The 23,617-nt window shown below is 68.7% G+C and carries 18 protein-coding genes and 1 riboswitch; of the genes, 10 read left to right on the top strand and 8 right to left on the bottom strand.

Annotated elements, in window-relative coordinates:
* The first annotated feature begins 41 nt into the window (after nucleotides 1-41).
* The 3 genes from def (at nucleotide 42) to AB0N16_RS29150 (ending at nucleotide 3,446) form a co-directional block, all read left to right on the top strand.
* Nucleotides 42-692, top strand: a complete 651-nt coding sequence (gene def, locus AB0N16_RS29160) for a peptide deformylase (RefSeq protein WP_365801747.1) — start codon at nucleotides 42-44, stop codon at nucleotides 690-692.
* A gap of 292 nt (nucleotides 693-984) precedes the next feature.
* Nucleotides 985-2,070, top strand: coding sequence for an epi-isozizaene synthase (gene cyc1 / locus AB0N16_RS29155; protein WP_365801998.1), 1,086 nt, complete (start codon nucleotides 985-987; stop codon nucleotides 2,068-2,070).
* A complete protein-coding gene (locus AB0N16_RS29150) occupies nucleotides 2,067-3,446 on the top strand; it encodes a cytochrome P450 (RefSeq protein ID WP_365801745.1) in 1,380 nt (459 codons plus the stop codon). Before cyc1 ends, AB0N16_RS29150 begins: the two co-directional genes overlap by 4 nt.
* 39 nt (nucleotides 3,447-3,485) lie before the next feature.
* On the opposite strand, the gene AB0N16_RS29145 is transcribed toward AB0N16_RS29150, so the two are convergent.
* Nucleotides 3,486-4,451, bottom strand: a complete 966-nt coding sequence (locus tag AB0N16_RS29145) for a helix-turn-helix domain-containing protein (protein WP_365801743.1) — start codon at nucleotides 4,449-4,451, stop codon at nucleotides 3,486-3,488.
* A gap of 93 nt (nucleotides 4,452-4,544) precedes the next feature.
* Between AB0N16_RS29145 and AB0N16_RS29140 the strand changes: the two genes are divergently transcribed.
* On the top strand, nucleotides 4,545-4,787 hold the full coding sequence (locus AB0N16_RS29140) for a hypothetical protein (RefSeq protein WP_365801741.1): 243 nt from the start codon (nucleotides 4,545-4,547) through the stop codon (nucleotides 4,785-4,787).
* On the opposite strand, the gene AB0N16_RS29135 is transcribed toward AB0N16_RS29140, so the two are convergent.
* From AB0N16_RS29135 to AB0N16_RS29125, 3 genes are all read right to left on the bottom strand, one after another.
* The gene (locus AB0N16_RS29135; protein ID WP_365801739.1) at nucleotides 4,700-5,728 is read right to left on the bottom strand and encodes a ribonucleotide-diphosphate reductase subunit beta; all 1,029 of its coding nucleotides are present in this window, start codon (nucleotides 5,726-5,728) and stop codon (nucleotides 4,700-4,702) included. The two genes, AB0N16_RS29140 and AB0N16_RS29135, sit on opposite strands and share 88 nt — an antisense overlap.
* The gene (locus tag AB0N16_RS29130) at nucleotides 5,728-8,094 is read right to left on the bottom strand and encodes a ribonucleoside-diphosphate reductase subunit alpha (RefSeq protein ID WP_365801737.1); all 2,367 of its coding nucleotides are present in this window, start codon (nucleotides 8,092-8,094) and stop codon (nucleotides 5,728-5,730) included. The genes AB0N16_RS29135 and AB0N16_RS29130 overlap by 1 nt, the downstream gene beginning before the upstream one ends.
* Nucleotides 8,095-8,240: 146 nt before the next feature.
* Nucleotides 8,241-8,319, bottom strand: a riboswitch (cobalamin riboswitch).
* A 29-nt stretch (nucleotides 8,320-8,348) separates the two neighbouring features.
* Entirely contained in the window at nucleotides 8,349-8,915 is a 567-nt protein-coding gene (locus AB0N16_RS29125) for a GNAT family N-acetyltransferase (protein WP_365801735.1), read from the bottom strand.
* Nucleotides 8,916-9,097: 182 nt separating this feature from the next.
* On the opposite strand from AB0N16_RS29125, the gene AB0N16_RS29120 reads away from it, so the two are divergent.
* Nucleotides 9,098-12,721: an ATP-binding protein gene (locus AB0N16_RS29120; protein ID WP_365801733.1), complete on the top strand. Its 3,624-nt coding sequence runs from the start codon at nucleotides 9,098-9,100 to the stop codon at nucleotides 12,719-12,721.
* A 30-nt stretch (nucleotides 12,722-12,751) separates the two neighbouring features.
* Here the strand turns inward: AB0N16_RS29120 and mctP are convergent, their stop codons facing one another.
* The 3 genes from mctP to AB0N16_RS29105 all read right to left on the bottom strand — a co-directional run bounded on the left by mctP (nucleotide 12,752) and on the right by AB0N16_RS29105 (nucleotide 15,534).
* The gene (gene mctP / locus AB0N16_RS29115) at nucleotides 12,752-14,380 is read right to left on the bottom strand and encodes a monocarboxylate uptake permease MctP (protein WP_365801731.1); all 1,629 of its coding nucleotides are present in this window, start codon (nucleotides 14,378-14,380) and stop codon (nucleotides 12,752-12,754) included.
* Nucleotides 14,377-14,646, bottom strand: coding sequence for a DUF3311 domain-containing protein (locus AB0N16_RS29110; protein ID WP_365801729.1), 270 nt, complete (start codon nucleotides 14,644-14,646; stop codon nucleotides 14,377-14,379). Before AB0N16_RS29110 ends, mctP begins: the two co-directional genes overlap by 4 nt.
* A gap of 123 nt (nucleotides 14,647-14,769) precedes the next feature.
* A complete protein-coding gene (locus AB0N16_RS29105) occupies nucleotides 14,770-15,534 on the bottom strand; it encodes a GntR family transcriptional regulator (RefSeq protein WP_089098851.1) in 765 nt (254 codons plus the stop codon).
* Nucleotides 15,535-15,893: 359 nt separating this feature from the next.
* On the opposite strand from AB0N16_RS29105, the gene AB0N16_RS29100 reads away from it, so the two are divergent.
* From AB0N16_RS29100 to AB0N16_RS29085, 4 genes are all read left to right on the top strand, one after another.
* On the top strand, nucleotides 15,894-17,177 hold the full coding sequence (locus AB0N16_RS29100; protein ID WP_365801727.1) for an extracellular solute-binding protein: 1,284 nt from the start codon (nucleotides 15,894-15,896) through the stop codon (nucleotides 17,175-17,177).
* 174 nt (nucleotides 17,178-17,351) lie between these two features.
* Entirely contained in the window at nucleotides 17,352-18,326 is a 975-nt protein-coding gene (locus tag AB0N16_RS29095; protein ID WP_365801725.1) for a sugar ABC transporter permease, read from the top strand.
* Nucleotides 18,323-19,159, top strand: a complete 837-nt coding sequence (locus AB0N16_RS29090) for a carbohydrate ABC transporter permease (RefSeq protein WP_365801723.1) — start codon at nucleotides 18,323-18,325, stop codon at nucleotides 19,157-19,159. The genes AB0N16_RS29095 and AB0N16_RS29090 overlap by 4 nt, the downstream gene beginning before the upstream one ends.
* Before the next feature lie 9 nt (nucleotides 19,160-19,168).
* Complete coding sequence (locus tag AB0N16_RS29085) at nucleotides 19,169-20,671, top strand: glycoside hydrolase family 3 protein (RefSeq protein ID WP_365801721.1); 1,503 nt, start codon at nucleotides 19,169-19,171, stop codon at nucleotides 20,669-20,671.
* Nucleotides 20,672-20,742: 71 nt separating this feature from the next.
* Here AB0N16_RS29085 and nagB read toward each other — a convergent pair whose 3' ends face one another.
* Nucleotides 20,743-21,528, bottom strand: coding sequence for a glucosamine-6-phosphate deaminase (gene nagB, locus AB0N16_RS29080; protein WP_365801719.1), 786 nt, complete (start codon nucleotides 21,526-21,528; stop codon nucleotides 20,743-20,745).
* A 573-nt stretch (nucleotides 21,529-22,101) separates the two neighbouring features.
* On the opposite strand from nagB, the gene AB0N16_RS29075 reads away from it, so the two are divergent.
* The gene (locus AB0N16_RS29075; protein WP_365801996.1) at nucleotides 22,102-23,568 is read left to right on the top strand and encodes a PAS domain-containing sensor histidine kinase; all 1,467 of its coding nucleotides are present in this window, start codon (nucleotides 22,102-22,104) and stop codon (nucleotides 23,566-23,568) included.
* The last annotated feature ends 49 nt before the right edge of the window (nucleotides 23,569-23,617 follow it).

Here is a 23,617-nt window from a genome sequence, read left to right as displayed (position 1 = left end):
GCAACATCACCTTGTTTTACCTAGGAAGGCTTACGTCGGTCATGGCGCAGCAGGACACCGATCAGCAGCACGTGGGCGTGCTCCCCGTGGATGACGAGGGGTTCGTCGTCGACACCGAGGGGACCGAGGAGCGCGAGAACGCCTGGCGTGCGCGGGGGACCTCGCGGCCCATCACCGTCGTCGGGAACCCGGTGCTGCACAAGGAGTGCAAGGACGTCACCGAGTTCGGGGACGAGCTGGCGCAGCTGGTCGCCGACATGTTCGCCAGCCAGCGGACCGCCGAGGGCGTCGGCCTCGCCGCCAACCAGATCGGCGTCGATCTGAAGGTCTTCGTCTACGACTGCCAGGACGACGAGGGCGCCCGGCACGTCGGTGTGGTGTGCAACCCGAAGCTGGTCGACCTGCCGGCGGACCAGCGGCGGCTGGACGACAGCAACGAGGGCTGCCTGTCGGTGCCCACCGCCTACGCCCCGCTCGCCCGGCCCGACTACGCCGAGGTCACCGGGCAGGACGAGCAGGGCAACCCGATCAAGGTGCGCGGCACCGGCTACTTCGCTCGGTGTTTGCAGCACGAGACCGACCACCTGTACGGGTACCTGTACATCGACCGGCTCTCCAAGCGTGAGCGCAAGGACGCCCTGCGGCAGATGGCCGAGAACGAGCCCCGCTACCCCGTGGTCGCCAACGACTGAGACGGACAAGGGCTGTTGTGACGCCTGGTCGGGACTGTCCCGGCCAGGCGTTCGTCATGTTCGGTCAGACTCGCTCACCTGTCCGTCGTGCATTCGATCCTTTGTGCGCCCCTAGCGAACCCGGACCAGTCACACAAGGGGAGATTCTCGGCATAGCGGGGTAGTGAATGGAGCAAATCCGTTCCCAGATCGGTCAGTTGTGGTGCTGAATGGAAGTGCGGGGATACGCAACGGCGCACGCCCGGCACAGCGGGAGGGGTGTGCGCACCTGGCGGCTGAGAGGGGTTTGTTCGTGCACGCTTTCTCACGCAGCACCACATCGACGCCGACGGCGATCGCGGTTCCACCACAACTCGCCCTGCCTGTCATCGAGGCCGAGTTTCCTCGGCAACTGCATCCGTATTGGCCACGGCTCCAGGAGAAGACCCGCCTCTGGCTGCTGGAAAAACGGCTGATGCCGGCGGACAAGGTGCAGGAATATGCCGACGGTCTTTGCTACACCGACCTCATGGCCGGTTACTACCTGGGCGCGTCCGACGAGGTGATCCAGGCGATATGCGACTACAGCGCGTGGTTCTTCGTCTGGGACGACCGGCACGACCGTGACGTGGTGCACGGACGGTCGGCCGACTGGCGGCGGCTGAGGTTCCGTTTACACGCGGCCCTCGATGCCCCGCTGCATCATCTGCACCACCCGGACACCTTGGTCGCGGGGTTCGCGGACGGTATCGCGCGGTTGTACTCGTTCCTGCCGGGGACCTGGAACCAGCGGTTCGCCCGGCACTTCCACGAGGTGATCGAGGCGTACGACCGTGAGTACCGCAACCGCACCTCGGGATATGTTCCGGGGGTCGAGGAATACCTCGCCCTGCGACGCCTCACCTTCGCCCACTGGATATGGACGGACCTGCTCGAACCGAGCGCCGGTACCGAACTCCCGGACGTCGTGCGAAGGAATCCGGCATACCGCCGTCCGGCGCTGCTCAGCCAGGAATTCGCCGCCTGGTACAACGACCTCTGCTCGCTGCCCAAGGAAATAGCGGGCAATGAGGTGCACAATCTCGGAATCAGTCTCGTCACCCACGAGGGAATGAGTCTGGAACGGGCGGTCGAAGAAGTCAGGCGACGCGTCGAGGAATGCGTCAGTGAATTCCTGACCGCCGAGCGGACCGCTCATCGATTCGCCGAACAGCTCGACGACGGCACCGTGTACGGAAAGGAACTCGGTGCCGCGGTCCTGGCCTGTGTCGCCAATATGCGGAACTGGTTCAGTTCCGTCTACTGGTTCCACCACGAATCCGGCCGTTACACGGTCGACAGCTGGGACGACCGGTCCACGCCCCCGTACGTCAACAACGAAGCGGCAGGTGAGAAATGACCGTCGAGTCCGTGAAGCCCGCGACCACGGAGGCTTCCGAACGCGGTGAACTGCGCGAACCGCCCCTGGCCGGGGGTGGTGTGCCGATACTCGGCCACGGCTGGCAGCTGGTCCGCGACCCACTGGCCTTCATGTCCCGGCTGCGCGCCGACGGCGACATGGTGCGCCTGCGCCTCGGCCCCAAGGAGGTGTACGCCGTCACCACCCCGGCGCTCACCGGCGCCCTCGCCCTGAACCCCGACTTCATCATCGCCGGCCCGCTCTGGGAGTCCCTGGAAGGACTGCTCGGCAAGGAGGGCGTGGCCACCGCCAACGGTCCCCGCCACCGCCGCCAGCGCCGCACCATCCAGCCCGCGTTCAACCTCTCCGCGATCCCCGACTACGGGCCGGTCATGGAGGAGGAGGCGCACGCGCTGACCGAGCGCTGGCAGCCCGGCGACACCGTCGACTGCACCTCGGAGTCCTTCCGCGTCGCCGTCCGCATCGCCGCCCGCTGCCTGCTGCGCGGCGAGTACATGGACGAGCGCGCCGAGCGGCTGAGCGTCGACCTCGCGAGCGTCTTCCGCGGTATGTACCGGCGGATGGTCGTACCACTGGGCCCGCTGTACCGGCTGCCACTGCCGGCCAACCGCCAATTCAACCGGGCGCTGGCCGATTTGCATCTCCTCGTCGACGAGATCGTCGCCGAGCGTCGGGCATCTGGTCAAAAGCCGGACGATTTGCTGACAGCATTGCTGTCGGCGAAGGACGAGAATGGCGAGGCCATCGGGGAACAGGAGATCCACGACCAGGTCGTCGCGATACTCACCCCCGGCAGCGAAACTGTCGCGTCCACGATCATGTGGCTGCTCCAGGTCCTCGCCGAACACCCGGAATATGCCGAGAGGGTACGGACCGAGGTCGAATCCGTGACAGGAGGCCGACCGGTTGGATTCGAGCACGTTCGGCGGCTCACGCACACCAACAATGTCGTCGTCGAGGCGATGCGTTTGCGGCCCGCCGTATGGATATTGACGCGGCGCGCCAAGACCGACACCGAGCTCGGCGGCTATCGCATTCCGGCGGGGGCCGACATCGTCTACAGCCCCTACGCCATCCAGCGCGACGCCGAGTCGTACGACGCGCACCTCGACTTCGACCCGGACCGCTGGCTTCCGGAGCGCGCCCAGGAGGTGCCGAAGTACGCCATGAGCCCCTTCAGCGTCGGCAACCGCAAGTGCCCCAGCGACCACTTCTCCATGGCCCAACTCAGCCTGATCACAGCGGCGTTGTGCGCCAGGTACCGCTTCGAACAGGTTCCCGGGTCCAACGACGCCACCCGGGTGGGCATCACGCTCCGGCCGCACCGGCTGCTGCTCACGCCCGTGCCCTGGTGACCGACCGCTCGGCGAGTGACTCCTGATACCGGCGTGCGCTCAGGCGGCCTGCGGGCCCCGGAACGCGCGCCGGTAGGCGTTCGGCGTGGTGCCCAGCTCCTTCACGAACTGGTGCCGCAGCGCGGCCGCCGTCCCGAAGCCGGTGCGGCCCGCGACCGCGTCCATCGTCTCGTCGGACCCCTCCAGCAACTCCTGGGCCAGCAGCACCCGTTGCCGGAGGATCCAGCGGTACGGCGTGGTGCCGGTCTCCTGCTGGAAGCGGCGGGCGAAGGTGCGCGGGGCCATCAGGGCGCGGGCGGCCAGCTGCTCGACGGTGACCTCCTGGTCGAGATGCTCCGCCATCCAGGCCAGCACCTCGCCGACCGTGTCGCACGGGCCCTCCGGCAGCGGGCGCTCGATGTACTGGGCCTGGCCGCCGTCCCGGTGCGGGGGCACCACCATCCGCCGGGCGATCTTCTTGGCGACCTCCGGCCCCTGCTCCTTGCGGACGATGTGCAGACAGGCGTCGATACCGGCCGCGGTGCCCGCCGAGGTGAGCACCGGGTCCTCGTCGACGTACAGCACGTCCGGCTCCACCCGGGTGCGCGGGAAACGGCGGGCCAGCAGCCGGGCATGCCGCCAGTGCACGGCGCACCGCCGCCCGTCCAGCAGCCCGGCCGCGCCAAGGACGAAGACGCCGGAACACACGCTCAGCACCCGGGCGCCCCGGTCCACCGCCCGGCGCAGTGCGTCGAGCAGCTCGGGCGGGTAGTCCCGGTCGACGTTGGCGTCGGAGGCCGGCACCGCGATCAGATCGGCCTCGTCCAGCCGGTCCAGGCCGTACGGCGTGGAGACCGTCAGGCCCGGCACATGGGTGCCGAGCGACGGCCCCTCCGCCGAGACCACCGCGAAGTCGTACACCGGCAGCCCCTCGTCGGAGCGGTCGAGGCCGAAGACCTCGCACACCACCCCCAGTTCGAAGGGGTGCACGCCGTCCAGAAGCACTGCCGCCACGTTCTTCAGCATGCTGCCAGTGTGCCTCACCCCTGGCAGTAATTCGAGGGTGTGTGGCAGTGCTGCCACTCACGGTAAGGAGCATCCGGCGCGAGAGTGGTGTCCATGAACGGAAACCAGATCGAAGGTCTCGTCGGAATGGTCCTGGTCCTCGGCATCCTGGTCCTCATGGCCCTCCCGTCCGTGCTCGGCATCGTGCGCGACAGGCGCATCGACCGGCAGATCAGGGAGGCCCATGAGGCCCACGGGGAGCAGGAGACTCAGAAGTCTTCGTCCAGGTCCACGGTGCCCTCCACCGCGACCTGGTACGCGGACGGACGCCGCTCGAAGAAGTTCGTCAGCTCCTGAACGCCCTGCAGCTCCATGAAGGAGAACGGGTTCTCCGAGCCGTACACCGGGGCGAAGCCGAGGCGGTCGAGCCGCTGGTCGGCGACGCACTCCAGGTACTGGCGCATCGAGTCGGTGTTCATGCCGGGCAGGCCGTCACCGCACAGGTCACGGGCGAACTGCAGCTCCGCCTCGACGGCCTCCCGCAGCATGTCGGTGACCTGCTGCCGAAGCTCGTCGTCGAAGAGCTCCGGCTCCTCCTTGCGGACCGTGTCGACCACGTCGAACGCGAAGCTCATGTGCATCGTCTCGTCACGGAACACCCAGTTGGTGCCCGTGGCGAGACCGTGCAGCAGACCCCGGCTGCGGAACCAGTAGACGTACGCGAAGGCGCCGTAGAAGAACAGGCCCTCGATGCACGCGGCGAAGCAGATCAGGTTGAGCAGGAAACGGCGGCGGTCGGCCTTGGACTCCAGGCGGTCCAGGTTCTCCACCGAGTCCATCCACTTGAAGCAGAACTCGGCCTTCTCCCGGATGGAGGGGATGTTCTCCACCGCGGCGAACGCGGCCGTGCGGTCCTCCGGGTCGGGGAGGTAGGTGTCCAGGAGGGTCAGGTAGAACTGGACGTGCACGGCCTCCTCGAACAGCTGACGGCTCAAATACAGCCGCGCCTCGGGAGAGTTGATGTGCTTGTACAGCGTCAGCACCAGGTTGTTCGCCACGATCGAGTCACCGGTCGCGAAGAAGGCGACGAGCCGGCCGATCAGGTGCTGCTCGGAGGGGCTGAGCTTGGCGAGGTCGGCGACGTCCGAGTGCAGGTCCACCTCCTCGACGGTCCAGGTGTTCTTGATGGCGTCCCGGTAGCGCTCGTAGAAGTCCGGGTAGCGCATCGGGCGGAGAGTCAGCTCGAAGCCCGGGTCGAGCAGGTTCTTGGATGTCGCAGCCTTGGTGTTGCTGGTCATTACTGGCAGGCCTCGCAGGACTCGGGGTTTTCCAGGGAGCAGGCGACCGCGTCTTCGGGAGCCGTCTGCTGGGCGGGAACGGTGGCTTGGGCCTGCGCGGCGCGGGCGATCCGGGTCGCCGGGCGCGAGCGCAGGTAGTACGTCGTCTTCAGGCCCGACTTCCAGGCGTACGCGTACATCGAGGAGAGCTTGCCGATGGTCGGCGTCTCCAGGAACAGGTTCAGGGACTGGGCCTGGTCCAGGTACGGGGTGCGGGCGGCGGCCATGTCGATCAGACCGCGCTGCGGGATCTCCCACGCCGTGCGGTACAGCGCCCGTACGTCCGCCGGGATCCACGCGAAGTCCTGCACCGAGCCGTTGGCCTCGCGCAGCGCCTCCCGGGTGCGGGCGTCCCACACGCCCAGGTCCTTCAGCTCCTGCACCAGGTAGGAGTTGACCTGGAGGAACTCACCGGACAGCGTCTCGCGCTTGAACAGGTTCGAGACCTGCGGCTCGATGCACTCGTACACTCCGGCGATCGACGCGATGGTGGCGGTGGGCGCGATGGCCAGCAGCAGGCTGTTGCGCAGGCCGGTCGTCGCGATCCGCGCGCGCAGCGCCGCCCAGCGCTCCGGCCAGGTGAACTCGACGCCGTAGTGGTCGGGGTGCAGCACACCCTGTGCCGTACGGGTCTTCTCCCAGGCCGGCAGCGGGCCGCCGCGCTCGGCGAGGTCGGCGGAGGCCTCGTAGGCGGCGAGCATGATCCGCTCGGCGATCCGGGTGGAGAGCGCCTTGGCCTCGGCGGAGTCGAAGGGCAGCCGCAGCTTGAAGAAGACGTCCTGCAGACCCATGGCACCGAGGCCGACGGGACGCCACTTGGCGTTGGAGCGGCCCGCCTGCTCGGTCGGGTAGAAGTTGATGTCGACGACCCGGTCGAGGAAGGTGACCGCGGTGCGGACGGTCTCGTCCAGCCGCTCCCAGTCGATGTCACCGGTGGCCGTGTCGACGAACGCGCCGAGATTCACGGAGCCCAGGTTGCAGACCGCCGTCTCGCCGTCGTCCGTGACCTCCAGGATCTCCGTGCAGAGGTTGGAGGAGTGGACGACATGGCCGGGGGTGGCCGTCTGGTTCGCGGTCCGGTTCGCCGCGTCCTTGAAGGTCATCCAGCCGTTGCCGGTCTGCGCGAGGGTGCGCATCATCCGGCCGTACAGGTCACGGGCCGGGATGGACTTGCGCGCGAGCCCCTCGGCCTCGGCCTTGCGGTAGGCCGCGTCGAACTCGTCGCCCCACAGGTCTACCAGCTCCGGCACGTCGGCGGGGGAGAACAGGGACCACTGCTCGTCGGCGTTCACCCGGCGCATGAACTCGTCCGGGACCCAGTGCGCGAGGTTCAGGTTGTGCGTACGCCGGGCGTCCTCACCGGTGTTGTCGCGCAGCTCCAGGAACTCCTCGATGTCGGAGTGCCAGGTCTCCAGGTAGACCGCGGCCGCGCCCTTGCGCCGGCCGCCCTGGTTCACCGCGGCCACTGAGGCGTCCAGGGTCTTGAGGAACGGCACGATGCCGTTGGAGTGCCCGTTGGTGCCGCGGATCAGCGAACCGCGGGCGCGGATCCGGGAGTACGACAGACCGATGCCGCCGGCGTGCTTCGAGAGCCGGGCCACCTGGTGGTAGCGGTCGTAGATGGAGTCCAGCTCGTCCTTCGGGGAGTCGAGGAGGTAGCAGGACGACATCTGGGGGTGCCGGGTACCGGAGTTGAAGAGGGTGGGGGAGGAGGGGAGGTAGTCGAGCCGGCTCATGAGCCGGTAGAGCGCGGCGACTTCGTCCAGGGCGCGGGAGGTGTCGTCCTCTGCCAGGCCCGCGGCGACGCGGAGCATGAAGTGCTGGGGGGTCTCGATGACCTTGCGGGTGATCGGGTGCCGGAGCAGGTAACGGCTGTGCAGCGTGCGCAGGCCGAAGTAGCCGAAGCGGTCGTCGGCGTCCGGGTCGACCAGGGCGTCCAGGCGGACCGCGTGCAGGCGCGCGAACTCGGCGGTGCGGTCGGCGATGAGGCCCTCGCGGTGGCCGACGGCGACGGACTCGGTGAAGGACGTCACGCCCTGCGAGGCGGCCTCGGCGCGGATCGAGACCGTCAGCAGCCGGGCGGCGAGCCGGGAGTAGGCGGGGTCCTCGGAGATGAGACCGGCGGCCGCCTCGGTGGCCAGCTCGCGCAACTCCGACTCGTCGGCCCGCGCGGAACGGCCGCGCAGCGCTGCGGCGGCGACCCGGCCGGGGTCGGCGTCGGGGAGGTCGGCGGTCAGCCCGGTCAGGGTCCGCAGCAACGCGGTGCCGGGACCGTCCTCGTCCACAGAGATGGTCGCTGAAGCCGGTTCGGCTGGCGCGATGGTCATGTGGGGCTCTCCCTCGCTCGGCACGGGGCCTGGCGGAGGGCAGGATGCAGCACACGAGCGCACGCACGCGTGTCGCGTCCCCGGCCCACTCCACGAGGCCCGGACGTCAGAACACCCGGGCCGGACGGCCGGGTGTGCTGTCGGCAGGTCCTCGGACTGACACTTGTGCACAGATATGCGCAAGTACACCGTTGCGGGACAGTTCCGGATTCGCACCGGATTCCCCTGCGGCGACAGCGAGCATGAGCATACATCTAGTGCCGGGTCGCGGTGTCACCCCCACATGTTGTGTCGCATGGTGTGTCGCCGTGGTGTCGGAGTGTCAGCTCGTAGGTGAGGAGAGTGACGTCGTCCAGGTGCGGCACGGGATTCCAGTCCCGCTCGGGTGTGCGGACGAAGCCCAGACGTTCGTAGATCCGGTGGGCGGTGTGCATGCTCCGCTGGCTCGACAGGACGACGGCCGTGCAGCCCTCCGTGGCCCGCGCGCGGTCGATGCAGGCCCGTACGAGGGCCTCCCCTGCACCTCGTCCGCGGGCCTCGTGGGCGACCGCGAGCGCCCTGATCTCGGCTTCGCCGGGGCGCGCGATGTCGGCGATCGGGCCGGGGCCGGCGACGAAGGTGACTCCGCCGAGGAGCCGCTCGCCGTCCACGGCCACGAGCACCTCGGCGGCGGCCGCCCGGCTCGCCACGTCCTTCAGCACGGGCAGGTACTCGTCGCCCTCGCCGTAGTCGAGGAGGCCGTCCTGGAGGTAGGCCTTGGCGGTGATCTCACCGAGGGGTCCGTATTCGGCCGCGTCCGCGGGCCGGATCTTGATGTCCATGGTGCCGAGTCTGCCGGAGGGCTCCGACCACGTGCTCCCGGTTTTCCAGGGGGTGTTCCGGCCCTGTCCGGCGGTGGGGCAGCCGAGTTGCGTGGTGCGACGGTAGTGCTTCCATGGAGTTAGGTGCCCGCGGGTCCTCCGTGCCGAGAGCTGGTCTCGGAAGGCTCGGAAGGAGAGGCGCCATGTCGAGAATCGTCCGTCACCCGCCGGGCAAGGTCCGGCCACGCAGTGCGCCGATGGCGACGCTGGACGCGAGGCGGGCGTGGCGTCGGCTCCGGCGGTTCCTTCTGGGGCACTGGCACCGTCTGACCATCTGGCTGGAGGCCCGCCGCAACACCACCCGCTCCAAGAACTGGCGTCGGTGGTGGTCGTACACCAATCTGAACCGGGTTGTCTGGCTGACCTTCCTGGTGCTGCTCCTCGCCTGGGTCGGTGAGGGGTTCTGGATCCTGTTCACCCACCGTACGACCGCCTTCGAGCAGTGGCGGCACAGGTCCGAGGACGGGTTCGACGCCGTCGTGCGATTCGTCGGTCCGCTCCTTGCCGCCTCGGTCGCCGCGGCGGTGTTCCTGTTCTTCTGGTACCACTGGACCAAGGGGCGGTACCTCGCCAAGGCGCGCAACGAGCCGCGCAGACTGGTGCGCACCGCGGGGCCGGACATCTCCGAGGTCGTGGGCCGCGAGGAGCTGGCCCGGGTCATCGCCCAGCGGCTGCGGCAGCGCGAGACCCGCAGGCCCTATCTGCTCGTCGGCGGTATCGGCACCGGGAAGACCGCCGTTCTGGTGCGGCTCACCGAACTGCTGGCCGAGCAGCATGCCGTTCCCGTCCCGATCCGGTTGCGGGACGCCACCGGCGGCGACCTGAACTTCGAGCGCATGGCCAGGGAGCGGTTCGCCGAGGAGGCGCCCCGGGGCATTCTGGCGCGCGGCAAGAACGACCGGGTCTGGCAGCAACTGCTCGCCGACGACAAGGTGGTGGTCATCGCGGACGGCCTCGAAGAGGCGGTGCTCGACGAGAGATTCCAGGAGGACCGGGACAACATCATCCGCAAGGCCATCGAGCGTGCCCACGAGGAGAAGCTGCCGCTCGTCATCGCGTCCCGCCCGCACAGCCCGCTGGAGAGCACACCCGCCGCGATAGTGGAGCTCGAACCGCTGAGCGAGGAGGAGGCGTTGCGCTTCGTCGAGGCCCGGGTCCCGGAGACCGACGAGCGCCGCATCGACTGGATCGTGGAGACCGCGGAGGTCACCGAATCGCCCATCTACCTCCAGATCGCCCGTGAACTGCACCACCACGGCGGCCTGGAACGCGACCGTGTGCACAACCGTGCCCATCGGCTGGACACCCGGAGCTGGGACCGCAGCACCCTGCGGCTGTGGCTGCTGGAGACGTGGGACCGTTCCGTGCGCGAGGGCCGGCTGCGCGAAGACGTCGAGCTGAGCCCCCAGGAACGCGACGACACCGTCGAGGTGGTGTCCGCGCTCGCATGTATCGGACTGCTCCAGGACAGGCTGGAGGTCGGCTTCACCGAACTGCTGGGCGAAGACGTCCACCCCGGTCCGGCGCGGCGGACATCGGCCCGCGCGGACCATCTGTGGGCCATGGCACGCCGTTTCGACCGGTACGGCAAGCGCGGGAACACCTTCTCCGAGTGGCACCGGGAGCAGATCTGGAACACGCTCTGCGACCGTCTGAGCCCCAGGGAGAGCAAGCGTCTGCGAGAGGGCAACATGGGCCAGTGCCAGATCGCGCTCGCCCGTTTCGCGGCCAACGCGAGCAAGCTGCGGCTGGTGGAGGGCTTCGAGAAGAGGGTCCGCTTCCCGCACAGCACCTTCCAGGCCTACTTCGGCTTCCGCATGCTGAGTCACCTCGGTGAGCACGACGCCGGCGAGTTGATCGAACTGGCGCTGCGGCCGCCGGGCCCCAGCCGCGAGCTGCTCATCGCGCTGGTGCTGCTCTCCCGTCGCCGGGCGGCGGAGCTGTCGGCCAAGGGAGGCAGTGTCGGAGCCGAGCTGAGGAAGTACCAGGACGAGCTGCGGCGGCAGACTCCCCTGTACGGGCGGCCCATGGCCGACCGGCTCTTCACGGCCGCGAACCGCCGCACGGACGATCCCAAGGCCCTCGACCTGTACGCGGCGGCCCTGGAGGTCGACAGTGCCGAGGCCAGGCCGCGCCTGCTGAGCGACATCGTCAAGAAGGTGCGCGACCGCTGGCCCGACATCAAGGGTGACCGGCGCACCGTCGAGGACGCCAAGTGCAGGCTGGCCAAGCAGCTCGGCATGGCCCTGCGTGCGGCCTCCGAGAAGACCGACACGATGCTCCTCTATTACCACTTCTTCCAGATCGGCAAGGCGGAGTCCTCGTACGCCGTGCGCCTAGCCGTCGTCCAGGAGTTCGGCAGTGGCGGAAACCCGGCATTCGCGATCATCCGGGAGAAGTACAGTCTGAGCACCGACCCCATCAGGGAATACCACGAGACGGTCAGCGATCTGCGGGCCCGCAGGAGGAAGCAGGACCACGACTGGACCGCGCGGATGCGGAACGCGATGAGGGGCCGCGCGTCCTCCTGGGACAGGTCGGCCGCGGAGGTCGACAGGCTGCAGCAGCGCCGGAAGGACAGCAAGCAGCGGTACCGGAAGGACTGCATCGAGCTGTCCAGGGAGTTCGTGATGCGGGCCTGGACGATTCCCATGCTGCTGGGCTCCGTCGACGACGCCCACCGTGACGAGGCCCGTGAACGTCTCAACAAGTGGATGCGCCACCTCGATCCGGAGTACACCCGCGGCGCGCCCGACCTGCCGCTCGCGCTGGAGGCCGCGCTGGCCCAGGGGTTCAAGTTCGCGGCCAACCGGCGCAAGCGCCACCCTTATTCGTATCCGGGCAGCCGAGCCGAGCTGATCCGGCAGGCGGAGACGGTGCTGCAGCGGTCCCGATGCTGGCGCACGCAGCTGTTGCTGCTTCAGGCGCTGTGCCTGTGGGAGCTCCCGGACAGCGCCGGCCACCGCGAACGGGAGGCGGACGGCGCGGTGTGGCAGGGAAACGACTCCGACAGGCCGCCCGGGCCGCCCCGGCCGATCGGCGGGTCCAGCGCGGTGCAGACGGTGCAGCGCTGGCTGTCCATGGCGGGCACGGTGAACGGCCCGCCGGGCCCACCCGGCACGAACGGTGACGCGCCGCGGCGGACGCTGCATCCGTTCGTCGCCGAGGCCGGCGATCTGGTGGCCATGGCACTGGAGACCGGGCAGCCCGAGCGCTTCCTGTGGATCGACGAGAAGACCGTCACCGACAACGTGGGCTCGCGCACAGAACAGAACGGGGGCTACCGCAAGCACAACCTGTGGATACCGCCCTCGGCCGGGTGGAGCACCCTCGACGGACGCGCCCAGCGCCTCGTCGCCGACGTGCTGCTCATGGTGAACCTGGTCGAGCGGGACGGGTACCCGGACGAGGTCGAGGAGCGCATGGCCCGCGCCGAGCGCTCGGGGATGCCGCTCCCCCCGTGCATCCGCACGAGCCGCGAGCCGCTCCGGCCCGGTCTGCGGTCCGGCAACTCCGCACCGCCCGCACCGGGCACCACCTGTCTGCCCGACTGCAAGTTCCAGCTGTGTCCGTACCCGCCCCGGGGCACGGTGCCCCGGGGCGAGGTCCGTGAGCCCTTCTGCCGTCAGCAGCAGGTGCTGCTGCCAGGGCCCGTAAGGCGGTGCTTCCCCAGGCTGGTGCACCGCAAGACACCGGCCTGGGTCAGCATGCGCGTCCGTGAACTGGACCGTTTCTGGGACGCCATGGCCCGGCGCACGCGCGACTAGAGAGCCACGCGTGTGCCGGGCCGGGTCTCGTCAGTGCGCGGATCCCGCGACGGCCGGCGGAAGCTCGACCTCCACGCCCGGGTCGCCCGCGTCCGCCGTGTAGTCCTGCGGCCTGGTCTCGTCGAGGCCCTCCGGGGCCTTGAGCGCCTTGAGGGCGAACGTCAGGACCACCGTCACCACCACGTTCATCACGAACGCCGTCAGGCCGATGTAGCCGATCTCGCCGATGCCCGGGATCTCCTTGGCCGAGCCGCCGAAGTGCTTCTGGGCGGGGGAGGCCACGCCGTACGCCGCGAGCGTGCCGTAGACCATGCCGACCGCCCAGCCCGCCAGCAGGGCCCAGCGGTGGAACCAGCGGGTGAACAGGCCGCCGACCAGGGCCGGGAAGGTCTGCAGGATCCAGATGCCGCCCAGCAGCTGGAAGTTGATGGCGACCGTCTTGTCCATGGTGAGGACGAAGACCAGCGCGCCGACCTTCACCAGCAGCGACACGAGCTTGGAGACCTGGGCCTCCTGCTTCGGTGTGGCGTCCGGCTTGATGAAGTCCCGGTAGATGTTGCGGGTGAAGAGGTTCGCGGCCGCGATGGACATGATGGCCGCCGGGACCAGGGCGCCGATGCCGATCGCCGCGAAGGCCACGCCCGCGAACCAGTCCGGGAACATGTTCTCGAACAGCTGGGGGATCGCCAGCTGACCGTTGGTGACCTTGACGCCGGCCGCGATGGCCATGAAGCCGAGCAGCGCGAGCAGGCCCAGCATCAGGGAGTACAGCGGCAGGATCGTGGTGTTGCGGCGGATCACGTCACGACTGCGGGAGGAGAGCGTCGCGGTGATCGAGTGCGGGTACATGAACAGCGCGAGCGCGGAGCCCAGGGCCAGGGTGGCGTAGGTCCACTGGCCGGCCTCGGGCGGTGCGAGCGCCCCGCGTGGTTTGCCGGTGGCCGGGTTGACCTGGGCGAACGCGTGGCCGGCCTTGGCGAAGATGTCGTCGAAGCCGCCCAGCTTGATCGGGATGTAGATGATCGCCACCGCGATGACGAGGTAGATCAGGCCGTCCTTCACGAACGCGATGAGCGCGGGCGCGCGAAGACCGGAGGAGTAGGTGTACGCCGCCAGCACGCCGAAGGCGATGAGCAGCGGGAGGTCCTTCACGAACCAGTTGGTGCCGTCGCCGCCGCCGACGCCCATGACGTCGAGGACGGCCTGGATGCCGACGAGCTGGAGCGCGATGTAGGGCATCGTCGCCAGGATGCCGGTCAGGGCGACGGCGAGCGAGAGGCCCTTGGAGCCGAAGCGTCCGCGCACGAAGTCCGAGGTCGTCACATAGCCGTGCTTGTGGGAGACCGACCACAGGCGGGGCAGGAACGTGAAGATCAGCGGATAGACGAGGATCGTGTACGGCACCGCGAAGAAGCCGGCCGCGCCCGCCGCGTAGATCGCCGCCGGTACGGCGACGAAGGTGTACGCCGTGTAGAGGTCGCCGCCGAGCAGGAACCAGGTGACCCAGGTGCCGAACGACCGGCCGCCCAGGCCCCATTCGTCGAGGGAGTGCTCGTTCTCGGCCTTGCGCCAGCGCGCGGCCAGGAAACCCATGACCGTGACGGCCAGGAAGAAGAAGATGAAGACGCCGAGCGCGACGCCGTTCACACCGTCCTTCACCGCTGCGCACCCCCGCTCGTGTGGTCGGCCTTGCGGGCGCGCTGGTCACGCTGCCACAGCTGGTACGCGGTCATCGTGAGCACGGTGGATATCAGCACCCACAGCATCTGGTACCAGTAGAAGAACGGGATCCCGATGAACGTCGGGTCCGTCTTGGCGTAGGAACCCACCCACAGCATCGCCACGAAGGGCGCGACGAGGCAGACGGCGATGACCACGCGTATCGGTGTCACCACCGGCTGCCTCACTTCAGGTACATCCGACATACCGCGGCTCCGTCCCCTTACCGTTCGCCTGTGTAATGCGCAGGCAATCTAGGTCACGGCGTCACCGGAGCGGAAGTAGCCGTCCGGCTATCGGTATGTCGATTCTGTGAAGGGCGGTCGGCGTCAGTCCTGGGGCCGCTTGAGCCGGGCCACGAACTTGTAGCGGTCGCCGCGGTACACCGAGCGCACCCACTCCACCGGCTGGCCCTCGCGATCCAGGGAGTGCCGGGAGAGCATCAGCATCGGCAGGCCCACGTCGGTGCCGAGCAGGCCGGCCTCGCGCGGGGTGGCCAGCGAGGTCTCGATGGTCTCCTCGGCCTCGGCGAGATGGACGTCGTACACCTCGGCGAGGGCGGTGTAGAGGGACGTGTACTTGACCAGGGAGCGGCGCAGGGCCGGGAAGCGCTTGGCGCTCAGGTGGGTGGTCTCTATGGCCATGGGCTCGCCGTTGGCCATGCGCAGCCGCTCGATGCGCAGCACCCGCCCGCCCGCGGTGATGTCGAGCAGGCCGGCGAGCCGGTCGTCGGCGGTGATGTAGCCGATGTCCAGCAGCTGCGAGGTCGGCTCCAGGCCCTGGGCGCGCATGTCCTCGGTGTACGAGGTCAGCTGGAGTGCCTGGGAGACCTTCGGCTTCGCGACGAAGGTGCCCTTGCCCTGGATGCGTTCCAGCCGGCCCTCGACGACCAGTTCCTGGAGGGCCTGGCGGACGGTGGTGCGGGAGGTGTCGAACTCGGCGGCCAGCGTGCGCTCGGGCGGGACCGGGGTGCCGGGCGCCTGTGTCTCCGTCATTTCGAGGAGGTGTTTCTTCAGGCGGTAGTACTTGGGCACACGCGCGGTACGGACGGCTGTCCCGCTCTCGTTCTCCGCACTGCTGACGTCGGTGCTCATGCTCCGCCTTCCCGGCTCCTGATCCGGCCACTTCGTGGCACGGCAGCGTACCGGGATATCCCCGGCACGCTGCGTGATCCCCTCTGTATACCGCCGCGGGGCTCTTTTGGTCTAGTCCACCACCTGAGTGGTCTACCGGAATTGTCTCGTCCGCGCCGCGGGTTTTCGAGGGCTTCTTACTTAAAGGTTCCTGCATATATAGGTCGCATAACGGCTGGTCGGAGGCCATTCGACCACCCTTGACAGGCCTGCTGGTCTGGGCCAAGCTTCCCGCACTGGTCTACACCATTGGTCCAGGTCCCGGCCCAACGCTCGCGCGGGGAGGCAGGGGGGTTTGTGGCATCCCTGAGGAGGGTGGCGTGAAGCGCAAGCTGATAGCCGCGATTGGTATCGCGGGCATGGTCGTCTCCATCGCGGCGTGTGGCAATGACAAGGACGACAACAAGGCGCAGGGGACGGACGCCAAGGAGCTGACCGTCTGGCTCACCGTGGACGCCCAGAACAACTGGCCCGACCTGGTGAAGGCCGCCGACGCGGCCGTGCAGAAGAAGCACCCCGGCATCAAGATCAAGCACGAGTACTACGGCTGGCCGGACAAGAACACCAAGCTGGACGCCGTCCTCGCCACGGACAAGGCCCCCGACGTGGTCGAGATGGGCAACACCGAGATGCTCGGCTACATGGTCAAGGGCGCCTTCGCCCCCGTGGAGACCTCCCAGTTCACCAACGCCGACCAGTGGCTCGACGGCCTCAAGGCCTCGGTGAGCTACGACGGCAAGACCTACGGCGTGCCGTACTACGCCGGTGGCCGCGTCGCCAACTGGCGCAAGGACGTCGCCGCCTCGGCCGGCATCAAGACCACGCCGAAGACCTACACCGAGCTGACCGCCGACCTGGACAAGATCCAGAAGAAGGAAGGCGACAAGTTCAGCGCCTGGTACCAGCCCACCCGCGACTGGTACGCGGCCATGTCCTTCGTCTACGACGCGGGCGGCTCCATCGCGGCGGAGTCCGGCGGCCAGTGGAAGGGCAACCTCTCCTCGCCCGAGTCCATCAAGGGCCTCACCGAGTTCAAGAACGTCATCGACAAGTACATGCACGGTGACAAGACCAAGGACGAGTCCGACCGGTACATCGTCTACGGCCAGGGCAAGTCGGCCATGATCTTCGGCGCCGCGTGGGAAGGCGCCACCGCGGCCGACCCGAAGAACGACAAGACCGGCGGCAAGCTGAAGGACAACCTCGTCAACTTCGTGATGCCCGGCCCGTCCGGCAAGAACATGCCGGTCTTCCTGGGCGGCTCCGACCTCGCCATCCCGGTGAAGTCCAAGGCGCAGGGCGTGGCCGCCGAGTGGATCAACGCGTTCACCGGTCCCTCCGGCCAGAAGGGCCTGATGGCCAAGGGCAACCTGCCCAACAACAAGACCGACCTCGCGACGCTGAAGAACGACCCGGCGACCGCGGTGCCGGCCACCGCGGCCGAGTCCAACTGGTTCGTCCCGATGGCACCGGGCTGGGGTCAGGTCGAGAAGGCGCAGGTGCTGCAGACCATGCTGCAGAACATCGGCACCGGCAAGCAGACGGTCGAGGCGGCGGCGAAGACCGCGGACGCCGCGATCGACAAGGTCATCAACACCAAGTAGTCGGACTGCGGCCGGGCCTGGTCGACGGGGGGTCAGGTCCGGCCGGTGGGTGGGTTCAGAAGGTGCCGCGCCCCGTTGTGGGTCGGCTGCGGGTCCGTGGGGGGCTGGTCGCGCAGTTCCCCGCGCCCCTTTCGGCGCGTCACCCTGACGTTTCTTGAATTGCTTAGGAGCGCGATGAGTGCCGTTGACACGACCACACCCGCCAAGGTGCCGGCACCTCCACCGGACTCCCGGCACAGACCACCTGCGAACCGGCGCTCGGGCGGTCCCGCCGTCCCCTGGCTGCTGCTCGCGCCCTGTTTCGCCATTCTCGGGCTGGTGCTCGGCTATCCCTTCTACCGGCTGGTCACCCTCTCCTTCCAGGAGTTCGGGCAGTCCCAGCTGTGGGGGTTCAAGTCCGCCGAGTGGGTCGGGTTCGGGAACTTCTCCGACGTCCTGGGCGACACCGAGTTCTGGCAGGTCGTGCTGCGCACGATCGTCTTCGCGGTCGGCTGCGTGGTCTTCACCATGGTCGTCGGCATGCTCGTCGCCCTGCTGTTGCAGCGGGTCTCCGGCTGGGTGAAGACCCTGGTCAACATCGTGCTGGTGGCCAGCTGGGGCATGCCGGTCATCGTCGCCACCACGCTCTTCAAGTGGCTCTTCGACTCCGACTACGGCATCCTCAACGCCCTGCTCAGCAAGATCCCCGGGGTGGAGCTGATCGGCCACAACTGGTTCGCCAGCGGCCCCGAGGGACTCGCGGTGATCATGCTCCTGGTGGTCTGGGGAGCGGTGCCCTTCGTGGTCATCACGCTGAGTGCCGGTCTGACCCAGGTACCGGCGGAGCTGGAGGAGGCCGCCCGGCTCGACGGCGCGGGCGCCTGGGGCGTCTTCCGTTATGTCACGCTCCCCATCCTCAAGCCGATCATCGTGATGCTCACGACCCTCTCGGTGATCTGGGACATGGGCGTCTTCCCCCAGGTCTTCGTGATGCGCGGCGGGCACCCCGAGCCCGAGTTCCAACTGCTCACCACCTACTCCTACGACCGTGCCTTCGTGGTCAACGACTACGGACAGGGCTCCGCGATCGCCCTGCTCACCGTGCTCCTCCTGCTCGGTGTCGTCGCCGTGTACATGCGCCAGATGCTGAAGATCGGAGAGGTCGAATGAGCACCGCAGCCGCCCGCAGGGGACCCCGTCTGGGCTGGAACCTCCTCGGTCTCCTGGTCTTCGTCGTCGTCGGCTTCCCCGTCTACTGGATGCTGAACACGGCGTTCAAGCCGGCCAAGGACGCCATCGACCCGGACCCGAGCCTGCTGCCCACGGGTCTGACCCTGTCCAACTTCCGCCGCGCCCTGGACATCGGCGACTTCTGGGGTTCGGTGGGCCGCAGCCTGATCGTCTCCCTGGCCGTCGTCGTGATCGGCATGGTCATCGGCCTGCTGGCCGCCCTGGCCATCTCGCGGTTCGCCTTCCGCGGCCGCAGGATCGTGATCGTCGGCATCCTCGCGGTCCAGATGGTGCCGCTGGTCGCGATGATCATCCCGGTCTTCCTGCTCCTCAACGACCTGGGGCAGTACGACAAGCTCACCGGCCTGATCATCACCTATCTGACCTTCATCCTCCCGTTCACGGTGTGGACCATGCGCGGCTTCATCGTCAACATCCCGAAGGAGCTGGAGGAGGCCGCGATGGTCGACGGCTGCTCCCGCACCGGTGCCTTCATCCGGGTGGTCTTCCCGCTGCTGGCCCCGGGCCTGGTCGCCACCTCGGTCTACGCCTTCATCCAGGCCTGGAACGAATACATCTACGCCCTGATGCTGCTCAGCCAGGAGCACCAGACCGCGACCGTCTGGCTCGCCAACTTCACCACCAAGCACGGCACCGAATACGCCCCGATGATGGCCGGCTCCACGATGATGGCCGTGCCGATCGTCGTCCTGTTCCTCCTCGTCCAGCGCAAGATGGCCGCGGGCCTGACCGCGGGCGCCGTGAAGGGATAACCCCACCCGATGACGACACTCGCCGGCGGCACCACCGCGTCCGATCCGAAGGACGGCCTGTCCCGCGACGCGCTGACCGTCCTCCAGCCGGGCTTCACCGGCACCACCGCCCCCGACTGGCTGCTGCGCCGGCTCGGCGAAGGCCTCGCCTCCGTGGGCCTGTTCGGCCGCAACGTCGCCTCACCCGAACAACTCACCGCCCTCACCGCCCAGTTGCGCGCCGAACGGGACGACGTCCTGGTGGCGATCGACGAGGAGAGCGGTGACGTCACCCGCCTCGAGGTGCACACCGGCTCCTCCTTCCCCGGCAACAACGCCCTCGGCGCCGTCGACGACGTCGAGCTGACCAGGGAGGTCGCCCTCGAACTGGGGCGCCGCCTCGCGGCCTGCGGGGTGAACTTCAACTGGGCCCCGTCCGCGGACGTCAACTCCAACCCGGCCAACCCGGTCATCGGCGTCCGCTCCTTCGGCGCCGACCCGGACCTGGTCGCCCGTCACACGGCGGCCTACGTCACCGGCCTCCAGGCGGCCGGGGTGGCGGCCTGCACCAAGCACTTCCCGGGCCACGGCGACACCGCCGTCGACTCCCACCTGGCGCTGCCCCGCATCGACGCGACCGCCGACGTCCTGCACGCCCGTGAACTGGCCCCGTTCCGTGCCGCCATCGCCGCCGGCACCCGCGCCGTGATGAGCGCGCACATCCTGGTCCCGGCCCTGGACCCGGACCGACCGGGCACGTTGTCCCGCACCATCCTCACCGATCTGCTCCGCGGCGAACTCGGCTACGACGGCCTGATCGTCACGGACGGCATGGAGATGCAGGCCATCTCCGCGACCTACGGCATCGAACACGGCACCGTCCTGGCCATCGCCGCCGGAGCCGACGCGATCTGCGTGGGTGGCGGTCTCTCGGACGAGGACACGGTACGGCGCCTGCGTGACGCGCTGGTCGCGGCGGTGTGCTCCGGCGAACTCCCCGAGGAGCGCCTGGCGGAGGCGGCGGACCGGGTACGGTCACTGGCCCGCTGGACGGCGACGACGGAACGGGCGCACCCGGACCGCACGGCCACGGACATCGGCCTGGTCGCGGCCCGCCGCGCACTCGATGTGACGCGCGTCGACCCCTACCCGCCCCTGACCGCGGCCCCCTTCGTGGCCGTGTTCACCTCGGCGTCCAACATCGCGGTGGGCACGGAGACCCCCTGGGGTGTGACAGCGGAACTGTCCCGCCGCCTGCCCGGCACGGAAGCGGCCGGCTTCACGGGCGACCACGCGGGCCAGGAGGCCCTGTCGGCGGCGGGCGACCGCAGGATCGTGGCAGTGCTCCGGGACGAACACCGCCACCCCTGGATGACCACGGCCCTGGACGTACTCCTCAAGTCCCGCCCGGACACCATCGTGGTCGAAATGGGCGTGCCCCAGGCACCGGCCAGAGGCGCCCTGCACATCGCGACCCACGGCGCGGCACGGGTGTGCGGCACGGCAGCAGCGGAGGTGATAGCGCCCCTTTAGGGGCGCGGGGAACTGCGCGACCAGCCCGCCGGGGGCGGCCATTCGGCAGCGCGCCGCACCCGGCTGATCCGCTAAATCCCCTGCCAAGCCGGCTTGTTGACAAAGGTGTACCGGAAATAGTCCGCGAGCTTCAGCTTGGACGCGGCCCCCTCGTCCACCACCACCGTCGCATGCGGATGCAACTGCAGCGCCGACGCGGGACACACCGCGGCGACCGGCCCTTCCACGGTCGCCGCGACCGCGTCGGCCTTCCCCTCACCCGTCGCGAGCAGCACCAGATGCCGCGCCTCCAGGATCGTCCCGATCCCCTGGGTGATCACATGGTGCGGTACCTGCGAGATGTCCCCGTCGAAGAACCGCGCGTTGTCGACACGGGTCTGCTCGGTGAGCGTCTTGATCCGTGTCCGCGAGGCCAGCGACGAGCACGGTTCGTTGAACCCGATGTGCCCGTCCGTGCCGATCCCGAGCACCTGCAGATCCACGCCGCCTGCCCGCGCCAGTGCCCCGTCGTACGCCTCGCAGGCGGCCTGCACGTCCTCGGCCGAGCCGTCGGGGCCGAGGAACGCGTCCATCCCGATCCCGAGCGGCTCCAGCACCTCGCGCCGCAGCACCGACCGGTACGACTCCGGATGCTCGGCCGGCAGTCCCACGTACTCGTCGAGCTGGGCTATGCGCGCCTGTGAGGTGTCCACGGCACCGGACCGCACCTTGGCCGTGAGCGCCTGGTAGATGGGCAGCGGGGTCGAGCCCGTGGCCACCCCGAGCAGCGCGTCCGGCTTGCGGCGGAGCAGCTGGGCCATGGCCTCGGCGATCAGCTCGCCACCCGCGGCGGCGTCCGGAACGATGACAACTTCCACGCTGGGCCTGCCGTTCTGTCTATGTGGTTTAGACCAATCCGATGGGACCAATCTAACAGAACCAGCCCCTGTCACCCTGGGAGCGGGTGCAGGAAAAGGGGACAAGTGCGAGGTTACGTGAATGCGTCAGAACGGGTGAATCAAGGAAAATTCCCACCCGTCTACCGGTGTGTCGGAAATTGCCGTGGCCCATCCGACCCCACAAGCACCTCCGGCGGGCTACGCTGCGATCGCATCGACTGTGAACAGCCTCCAACGCATGGACACACACCGTGGTCTAGTCCACAATTGCGTACGAGGACTGAAGGAGTACGGCGGGACCGTACGACACAGTCACACTCTTCCGCCTTCCCCGCACAGGAAGGCGGACCGAGGAACCGGAGCTCTCTGCCCTGACTGCCCCGGCTCCTCACCCTTCGGCCGACCGGGACCGCACACCCCACGGCCGTTGCTGCTCCGGGCTGCGGTGCCGGGAGGGTTGAGGGTCCCTCTCAGGCGCCGCGGCCCGCGGGTGTTCTCAGCCGCTTTTAGGCCATGAACAGACCCGCGGGTACGCTCGCAGATGTGCCCTCCATGAACGAACTGGTCCGCCAGCACACCGCCCTCGACGACTCCGATCTCGAGTGGCTCCATCTGCTGGTCTCGGAGTGGCAGCTGCTCTCCGACCTCTCCTTCGCCGACCTGGTCCTGTGGGTCCCCACCGCGGACGGCACCCGTTATGTCTCGGTGGCGCAGATGCGCCCCAACACCGGTCCCACCTCCTACCAGGACGACATGATCGGTCACCTCGTCCCGCGGGGCCGCCGCCCCATGCTGGACATCGCCCTGGACGAGGGCCGGATCGTCCGCGAGGGTGACCCCGAGTGGCGCGAGGAGGTCCCCGTACGGGTCGAGTCCATCCCGGTCCGGCGCGAGGGCCGGGTCCTCGGGGTCATCGCCCGCAACACCAATCTGCTGACCGTGCGCACCCCGAGCCGCCTTGAGCTGACCTACCTCCAGAGCGCCTCCGATCTGGCGCAGATGATTGCTGCCGGATCGTTTCCCTTCCCCAACCAGCAGGTCGACATGGATGCCTCGCCGCGCGTCGGCGACGGCCTGATCCGGCTGGACGCGGACGGCATCGTCCAGTACGCCTCCCCGAACGCCCTCTCCGCCTACCATCGCCTCGGCCTCGCCGCCGACCTGCTCGGCCATCACCTGGGTCAGACCACGGCCGAACTCGCCCCGACCCGGGGGCCGGTGGACGAGGCGCTCGCCAAGGTCGCCAGCGGCTGGGCGCCGCGCGAGTTCGAGATCGAGTCCAACGACGGCGCGATCCAGTTCCGGGCGATCCCGCTCAAGCCCAAGGGCACCCGCATCGGTTCCCTGGTGCTGCTCCGGGACGTCACCGAACTCCGGCGCCGTGAGCGCGAGTTGATCACCAAGGACGCGACCATCCGGGAGATCCACCACCGGGTGAAGAACAACCTCCAGACGGTAGCCGCGCTGTTGCGCCTGCAGGCCCGCCGGATCGAGTCCGAGCGCGGCCGGGAGGCCCTGGAGGAGGCCGTCCGACGGGTCGGCTCGATCGCGATCGTGCATGAGACGCTGTCCCAGAACCTGGACGAGCGCGTGGAGTTCGACGAGATCGCGGACCGGGTGCTCGCGATGGTCGCCGAGATCTCGCCGGGCAAGGTCACCGGCCGGCGCACCGGACGGTTCGGAATACTCGACGCCGAGGTGGCGACCCCGCTGTCGATGGTGCTCACCGAGATCCTGCAGAACGCCCTCGAACACGGCTTCCGCGAGGGCGACACCGGCACCGTCGAGGTCTCGGCGGTCCGTGGCGGCACCACCAAGGAGGCCCGGCTCCTGGTCACCGTCCAGGACGACGGCGTCGGCCTGCCCGAGGGCTTCGACCCGCACCGCTCCGGCAACCTCGGTCTGCAGATCGTACGGACGCTGGTGGAGGGCGAGTTGGGCGGTACGTTCGACATGGTTCCGGCGCCGGAGCGGGGGACCCGGGTGATCCTCGACGTTCCGGTGCAGCCGCAGAAGTAGTTCGGCTGGTGGTACTTCGGTCACCGGGCACAGCAAAGAGCCCCGGACC

This window comes from Streptomyces sp. NPDC051105, assembly GCF_040682795.1.
Lineage (GTDB): Bacteria > Actinomycetota > Actinomycetes > Streptomycetales > Streptomycetaceae > Streptomyces.
Note: the sequence above shows the minus strand (reverse complement) of the source record. Positions and strands in the feature narration are given on the sequence as shown.

What these genes read in the sequence shown, in the direction of transcription:
- def (WP_365801747.1), top strand. Translation starts at nt 42, where the DNA reads ATGGCGCAGCAGGACACCGATCAGCAGCACGTGGGCGTGCTCCCCGTG.
- AB0N16_RS29150 (WP_365801745.1), top strand. Translation starts at nt 2,067, where the DNA reads ATGACCGTCGAGTCCGTGAAGCCCGCGACCACGGAGGCTTCCGAACGC.
- AB0N16_RS29145 (WP_365801743.1), bottom strand. Translation starts at nt 4,451, where the DNA reads ATGCTGAAGAACGTGGCGGCAGTGCTTCTGGACGGCGTGCACCCCTTC.
- AB0N16_RS29140 (WP_365801741.1), top strand. Translation starts at nt 4,545, where the DNA reads ATGAACGGAAACCAGATCGAAGGTCTCGTCGGAATGGTCCTGGTCCTC.
- AB0N16_RS29135 (WP_365801739.1), bottom strand. Translation starts at nt 5,728, where the DNA reads ATGACCAGCAACACCAAGGCTGCGACATCCAAGAACCTGCTCGACCCG.
- AB0N16_RS29130 (WP_365801737.1), bottom strand. Translation starts at nt 8,094, where the DNA reads ATGACCATCGCGCCAGCCGAACCGGCTTCAGCGACCATCTCTGTGGAC.
- AB0N16_RS29125 (WP_365801735.1), bottom strand. Translation starts at nt 8,915, where the DNA reads ATGGACATCAAGATCCGGCCCGCGGACGCGGCCGAATACGGACCCCTC.
- AB0N16_RS29120 (WP_365801733.1), top strand. Translation starts at nt 9,098, where the DNA reads ATGTCGAGAATCGTCCGTCACCCGCCGGGCAAGGTCCGGCCACGCAGT.
- AB0N16_RS29110 (WP_365801729.1), bottom strand. Translation starts at nt 14,646, where the DNA reads ATGTCGGATGTACCTGAAGTGAGGCAGCCGGTGGTGACACCGATACGC.
- AB0N16_RS29105 (WP_089098851.1), bottom strand. Translation starts at nt 15,534, where the DNA reads ATGAGCACCGACGTCAGCAGTGCGGAGAACGAGAGCGGGACAGCCGTC.
- AB0N16_RS29095 (WP_365801725.1), top strand. Translation starts at nt 17,352, where the DNA reads ATGAGTGCCGTTGACACGACCACACCCGCCAAGGTGCCGGCACCTCCA.
- AB0N16_RS29090 (WP_365801723.1), top strand. Translation starts at nt 18,323, where the DNA reads ATGAGCACCGCAGCCGCCCGCAGGGGACCCCGTCTGGGCTGGAACCTC.
- AB0N16_RS29085 (WP_365801721.1), top strand. Translation starts at nt 19,169, where the DNA reads ATGACGACACTCGCCGGCGGCACCACCGCGTCCGATCCGAAGGACGGC.
- AB0N16_RS29075 (WP_365801996.1), top strand. Translation starts at nt 22,102, where the DNA reads ATGAACGAACTGGTCCGCCAGCACACCGCCCTCGACGACTCCGATCTC.